This window comes from Streptomyces sp. NPDC005195 (assembly GCF_040608315.1).
GTDB classification, from domain to species: domain Bacteria; phylum Actinomycetota; class Actinomycetes; order Streptomycetales; family Streptomycetaceae; genus Streptomyces; species Streptomyces kaempferi.
This window is the reverse complement of the sequence record NZ_JBEXHZ010000118.1, coordinates 1-7,436: the sequence shown is the minus strand read 5'-3', so window position 1 is coordinate 7,436 and position 7,436 is coordinate 1. Positions and strand designations below refer to the sequence as shown.

Annotated in this window: 1 protein-coding gene; it reads left to right on the top strand. The window is 73.2% G+C overall.

Annotated features, from left to right (window positions below):
• On the top strand, positions 1-7,436 hold a 7,436-nt coding region (locus ABZV34_RS36035; protein ID WP_356286450.1), incomplete at both ends, for an SDR family NAD(P)-dependent oxidoreductase.

Genomic DNA, 7,436 nt, shown 5'->3' with positions numbered 1-7,436 from the left:
GGCACGGGCACGAAGCTGGGTGACCCGATCGAGGCGCAGGCGCTGCTGGCGACGTACGGGCAGGACCGGGACGCGGGCCGGCCGTTGTGGCTGGGTTCGGTGAAGTCGAACATCGGTCACAGTCAGGCCGCTTCGGGGGTGGCCGGGGTCATCAAGATGGTGCAGGCGATGCGGCACGGTGTGCTGCCCAAGTCCCTGTACGCCGACGAGGTGTCGTCGTTCGTGGACTGGTCGGCCGGTGCGGTCGAGGTCCTCTCCCAGGCACGGCCCTGGGAGGCGAACGGCCACCCCCGCCGGGCCGGCGTCTCTTCCTTCGGTATCAGCGGCACCAACGCCCACGTCATCATCGAACAGCCCGAACCCGTCCCCGCCGAGCCCGCCCCTACGGACGTGCCCGACCCCGCGGAGGTGAGTGTCCCCCTGCTGGTCTCGGCCCGCTCCGAGAAGGCGCTCGACGACCAGACGCAGCGGCTTGTGGCGCACCTTCGGGAGGCGGATCTGCGGGAGGCGGGTGCGCGTCCCGTCGATGTGGCCTGGACTCTGTTCCATCACCGTTCCGTGTTCGAGAACAGGGCGCTGCTGATCGGCTCGGAGGTCGTGGCTTCCGGTGTCGCCGCCTCCGCATCCCCGCCGTCCGCTGTCTTCGTGTTCCCGGGTCAGGGTGCGCAGTGGGTGGGGATGGCGGTGGAACTCCTGGATTCGTCGCCGGTGTTCGCGGCGCGGTTCGGTGAGTGTGCGGTGGCGTTGGACGGGTTCGTGGATTTCGATCTGCTGGATGTGATCCGTGAGGGCCGGTCGTTGGACCGGGTGGATGTGGTGCAGCCGGTGTTGTGGGCGGTGATGGTGTCGCTGGCGGCGTTGTGGGAGTCGTTCGGTGTGCGCCCGTCGGCTGTGGTGGGTCATTCGCAGGGTGAGATCGCGGCTGCTGTGGTGGCGGGTGCGCTGAGTTTGCAGGACGGTGCGCGGGTCGCGGCGTTGCGCAGTCGTGCGATCACCGCGTTGGCGGGACATGGCGGGATGGTGTCGGTCGCGCTCTCGCGTGAGCGGGCCGAGGAGTTGATCTCCGGCTGGGACGGCCGTATCTCGGTCGCGGCGGTCAACGGTCCGACCTCTGTGGTGGTCTCCGGTGACGCGGACGCCCTGGACGAACTCGTCGAGCAGGCGGCTGCTCAGGATGTTCGGGTGCGGCGGGTGGAGGTGGACTACGCCTCCCACTCCGCGCATGTCGAGCTGATCCGAGAGGAACTCCTCGATGTCCTGGCCCCGGTGGTGGCGCGGGAGCCGGTGGTGCCGTTCTTCTCGACGGTGACGGGTGGGTGGATCGAGTCGGCGGACACGGATGCCGCGTACTGGTACACGAACCTGCGCCAGACCGTCCAACTAGAGCTTGCGGTACGTGAGTTGGTGGCTTCCGGGCATGGTGCGTTCCTGGAGATGAGTCCGCATCCGGTGCTGACTGTTCCGGTCGCGGAGACGGTGGAGGCGGCCGGTAGTGAGGCCGTGGTCACCGGCACCCTGCGTCGGGGTCAGGGCGGACTCGCCCGCTTCTACACCTCCCTCGGCGAGGCCTGGACGCGCGGCGTCACCGTCGACTGGGCCCCTGCGTTCACTCCCTACGCGCCACGCCGAGTCGAACTGCCCACCTACGCCTTCCAACACCAGCGCTACTGGCTTGAGTTGCCGAAGGCGTCGGTGGCGGTGGTGGATCCGGTGGACGAGGCGTTCTGGAAGAGCGTCGAGGACGGTGACCTGGAGGGGTTCGCGCGCACCCTCGGCCTCGACGACCAGGAGTCACTGGGCGCGATCGTGCCCGCCCTGTCGTCCTGGCGCAAGGGACGTCAGGCCCGTTCCACCCTCGACAGCTGGCGCTACCGCATCGTCTGGCGGCCGAAGCCCGAACCGGGCACACCCGCCACCCTCGACGGCACCTGGCTCGTCGTCGTCCCCGAGGGGCAGGAGAACAGCGACTTCGTACGCGGCGTGACGTCAACGGTGGCCGAGCGGGCGGACGGTCTGCGCACCCTCGTCATCGGATCCCGGGAAGCCGAACGCGACCGGCTCGCCGACCTGCTGAGGCAGGAGGCGGCCCAGGGCCCCGTACACGGCATCGTCTCCCTGCTGGCCCTCGACGAACGGCCCTGGGCCGACGAGTGCGCCCTGCCCACCGGACTCGTCCTGATGACCACCCTGATCCAGGCGCTCGGCGACGCGTCCTTCGACGCACCCCTGTGGTGCGCCACCAGCGGAGCGGTCTCCGTGCACCGCAACGACACACTGAACCACCCGCTGCAGGCCATGGCCTGGGGCCTCGGCCGGATCGCCTCCATGGAGTACCCACAGCGCTGGGGCGGCCTGATCGACCTGCCGGAGACCGTGGACGAGCGGGCCGGCCGACGGCTCGCCGCCGCCCTGTCCGGACTCCTCGACGAGGACCACATCGCCCTGCGCCCCTCGGGCCTCTTCGCCCGCCGCCTGGTACGCGCCGGCGACGGCCCCCGCCCGGCCGGACCGGCCTGGTCGCCCAGCGGCACCGTCCTGGTCACCGGAGGCACCGGCGGCCTCGGCCGCCACGTCTCCCACTGGCTGGCCCGCAGCGGCGCGGAACACCTGGTCCTGGTCAGCCGGCACGGCCCCGAAGCCCCCGGAGCCACGGAACTCGTCGCAGAACTCGCCGAGTTGGGCACCCCGGCGAGTGTCGTCGCCTGCGACGTCGCCGACCGTGACGCCGTCCGCCGACTGGTCGACGACCTGCCCGGCGGCGGCACCCTGACCGCCGTCGTGCACACCGCCGGGATCATCGACGACGGTGTCATCGACGCCCTCACCCCGCAGCGCGCCCACGGCGTCCTGCGGCCCAAGGTGGACGCCGCGCTGGCCCTGCACGAGGCGACCCGCCACCTCGACCTCACCGCGTTCGTCCTGTTCTCCTCCATGGCCGGCACCCTCGGCCGCGCCGGCCAGGGCAGCTACGCCGCCGCCAACGCCTTCCTCGACGCGTTCGCCGCCAAGCGGCGCGCCGACGGCCTGCCCGCCACGTCCATGGCCTGGGGCACCTGGGCCGGCGGCGGCATGGTCAGCGAAGAGGTCGCCCAGCGGCTGCGCCGCGACGGCGTCCCGCCCATGGAACCCGAACTCGCCGTGTCCGCCCTCCAGCAGGCCCTCGACCAGGACGAGGAGTTCCTCGTCGTCGCCGACGTCGACTGGAAACTGGTCACCGCTCGCGCCTTCGCCGCACTGCGCGACTTCCCCGAGGCCCGCGCCGCCGCCACCGAGAGCGAACACACCGAGAAGGACACCGCGGCCCAGGACGGCCCGCCACTGCCGGCCCGGCTGCGCGGCCTCGCGCCCACCGAACGCCGAGCGGCGCTCCTCACGGAGGTCCGCCGCCAGGCCGCGGCGGTGCTCGGACACACCGACACCGACTCCGTGCCCGAGGGCAGGGCCTTCCGCGACCTCGGCTTCGACTCGCTGACCGCCGTCGAACTGCGCAACCGCCTCGCCGAGGCGACCGGACTGCGCCTGCCCGTCACCATGGCCTTCGACCACCCCTCGGCCACCGCGCTCGCCGCCCACCTCGACACCGAACTGTTCACCGACGGCCGGCAAACCGCCGCGGACGCCACCACGGGGGACCGGCTCCCGGACCGGGCACCGGCCGACGACCCGATCGTCATCGTCGGCATGGGCTGCCGCTTCCCCGGCGGCGTCACCTCGCCCGAGGAACTGTGGAGCCTCGTCGCCGACGGCACCGACGCCATCAGCGAGTTCCCCGACAACCGCGGCTGGGACGTGGACAACCTCTACGACCCCGACCCCGACAAGTCCGGCCACTCCTACGCCCGGCACGGCGGATTCCTCTACGACGCCGACCGGTTCGACCCCGCCTTCTTCGGGATCTCGCCCCGTGAGGCGGTGGCCGTCGACCCGCAGCACCGGCTGCTGCTGGAGACCTCCTGGGAAGCCCTCGAACGGGCCGGGATCGACCCCGAACTCGTCCGCGGCACCCAGACCGGCGTCTTCATCGGCTCCAACTACAACGACTACGGCACCCGGGCCCGCCAGGCACCCGAAGGACTGGAGGGCTACCTGGCCACGGGCAGCGCGAGCAGCGTCGCCTCCGGCCGCATCGCCTACACCTTCGGCCTCGAAGGCCCGGCGGTCACCGTCGACACCGCCTGCTCCTCCTCCCTCGTCGCCCTGCACCTCGCCGTACAGGCCCTCAAGTCGGGGGAGTGCGGTCTCGCCCTCGCGGGCGGCGTCACCGTCATCTCCACACCGGACACCTTCATCGAGTTCAGCCGGCAGCGCGCCCTGTCGCCCGACGGCCGCTGCAAGGCCTTCTCCGCCGACGCCGACGGCGCGGGCTGGGCCGAGGGCGTCGGCCTGCTGCTCCTGGAACGGCTCTCCGACGCCCGCCGCAACGGCCACACCGTCCTCGCGACCGTGGCCGGTACGGCCGTCAACCAGGACGGCGCCTCCAACGGGCTCACCGCCCCCAACGGCCCCGCACAGCAGCGGGTCATCCGCCAGGCCCTCAGCTCCGCCGGCCTCACCCCGGCCGACGTCGACGCCGTCGAGGCACACGGCACCGGCACCAAGCTGGGCGACCCCATCGAGGCAGGGGCCCTGCTCGCCGCGTACGGCCAGGACCGGCCCGCCGACCGGCCGCTGTGGCTCGGCGCGCTGAAGTCCAACATCGGTCACACCCAGGCCGCTTCGGGCGTCGCCGGCATCATCAAGATGGTGATGGCGATGCGGCACGGCGTCCTGCCCCGCACGCTGCACGCCGGGAACCCCTCACCGCACATCGACTGGTCCTCCGGCGCGGTACGCCTGCTCGACCAGGAACGCGACTGGACCCGGGGCGACGCCCCGCGCCGTGCCGGTGTCTCCTCCTTCGGCGTCAGCGGAACCAACGCCCACGTCATCCTCCAGGAACCCGAGCCCGCCGACGGCGCCCTCCCCGGGACCGCACAGCCGTCCGCCGGCCACGGCACCGACACCACCGGCGCCACCGACACCGCGGACAGCACCGACAGCACCGACAGCACCGGCAGCACCGGCGACCCGACGGACACCACGCCCGCGCAGGCATCCACGGCAACGGCAACAGCCCCGGCTCCGGTCGTGCCGTGGCTGCTGTCGGCCCGCGGCACCGCCGCCCTGCGCGAGCAGGCACGCCGCCTGCTCGACCACCTCGACCCGCCCCACGACGCACGCCCGGCCGACATCGCCCTGTCCCTGGCCCGCGGACGGACCGCCTTCGAGGACCGCGCCGCGGTCGTCGCCGACGACCCCGCCTCCTTCACCGAGGCACTGACCGCACTCGCCGAGGGCCGCGAACACCCGCTCCTCAGCACGGACCGGGCACGCACCGGCAAGGTGGCGTTCCTCTTCTCCGGCCAGGGCGCGCAGCAGCCCGGCACCGGAAGCGGGCTCTACGCCCGCTACGACGCCTTCGCCGACGCCCTCGACGCGGTCTGCGCACACATGGACCGCCACCTCGAACACCCCCTGCGCGACATCCTGTTCGCACCGGCCGGAACCCCCGAGGCCGCGCTCCTCGACCAGACCGCCTACACCCAGGCGGGCCTGTTCGCCGTGGAGGTCGCCCTGTTCCGGCTCGTGGAGAGCACCGGCCTCAAACCCGACGCCGTACTCGGCCACTCCGTCGGCGAGATCGCCGCCGCGCACGTCGCCGGAGTACTCGCCCTGGAGGACGCCTGCCTGCTGGTCGCCACCCGCGGCCGGCTCATGCAGGCACTGCCGGAGGGCGGCGCCATGATCTCCGTACAGGCATCCGAGCAGGAGGTACGGGAACTGCTCGCGGGCCACGAGGGCAGGGCCGCGATCGCCGCCCTCAACAGCCCCCTGGCCACCGTCGTCTCCGGAGACGAGGACGCGGTGACCGCCGTCGCCGACGCACTCGCCGCCCAGGGCCGCAAGACCCGGCGCCTGAACGTCAGCCACGCCTTCCACTCGCCCCGCATGGACGCCATGCTCGACGAGTTCACCGCCCTCACCGCCCACCTCCCGCACCACACACCGGCCCTGCCCGTGATCTCCGCCGTCACCGGCGCCCCCTACGGAGCCCAGGAGATCGCCGACCCCGCCCACTGGGGACGCCAGGTCCGCGAGGCCGTCCGGTTCGGCGACGGCGTGCGCACCCTGGAGGAAGAGGGCATCACCACCTACGTCGAGATCGGCCCCGGCGGCGTACTGACCGCCCTGGCCGGTGACTGCGTCACCGGCGACGCCACCCTCGTCCCGCTGCTGCGCCGCGACACCGACGAGAGCGAGTCCTTCACCACCGCACTCGCCCGACTCCACGTCCGCGGCCACGCACCCGACTGGGCCACCCTGCTCGCCCCCCTGGGCGCACGCCGGGTCGACCTGCCGACCTACCCCTTCCAGCGCGGCAGTTACTGGCTCCAGGCCACCCCCAGCACCCGCGACGTCGCCCACGCCGGACTGGAGGCCGCCGGGCACCCGCTGCTCGACATCGCCGTACCGCTGGCCGGCTCCGACGGCGTCCTGCTCACCGGCACCGTGTCCGTGGAACGCCAGCCCTGGCTGCGCGACCACGCACTCGGCGACAGCGTCCTCTTCCCGGGCACCGCGTTCCTCGAACTCGCCCTCCAGGCCTGCGAACGGGCCGGCGCGGCCCAGGTCACCGACCTCACCCTGGAGACACCACTCGTCCTGCCCCTCACCGGAGCCCTCCAGATCCAGGTCACCGTCGCCCCCTCCGACGGCTCCGCGGCCCGCGCCCTGACCGTGCACGCACGGCCCCTGAGCACCCACGACGACACGGCCCTGCCCTGGGTCCGGCACGCCGCGGGCACACTCGGCGACGAACCGGCCGGCCCGCCCGAGCACCTCGGCACGGCCTCCTGGCCGCCCGCCGGCGCCGAACCCCTCGACGTGTCCGATCTGTACACCCGCATCGCCGAGAACGGCTTCCACTACGGCCCCGCCTTCCGCGGCCTGCGCGCCGCCTGGCGCCTGGACGGCGAGGTGTACGCGGAGATCGCCCCGCAGGACGGCACCGCCCACGAACGCGCCGGGGACTTCACCGTCCACCCCGCGCTCCTGGACGCCGCCCTGCACACCGTGGCACTCGCCGCCGACGCCGACGGACCCACCGTCGTACCGTTCACCTTCACCGGAGTGACGGTGACCGCCGCCGGACCCGCCGCGCTGCGCGTACGCCTCACCCCGCGCGGGGACCACCAGTACGCCGTCCAGGTCGCCGACGCCACCGGCACGCCCGTCGCCGGCATCACCGGACTCGTCCTGCGCCCCGTCGACAGCACCCGGGCGGCCCACCCCACCGGCGCCGCCGGCCTCTACCGCGTGCGGTGGCTGCCCGCCGCCACGCACACCGGCACCGCCCCGGCACCGGCGCTTCTCGACGCCGACGCCGCCCTGACCGG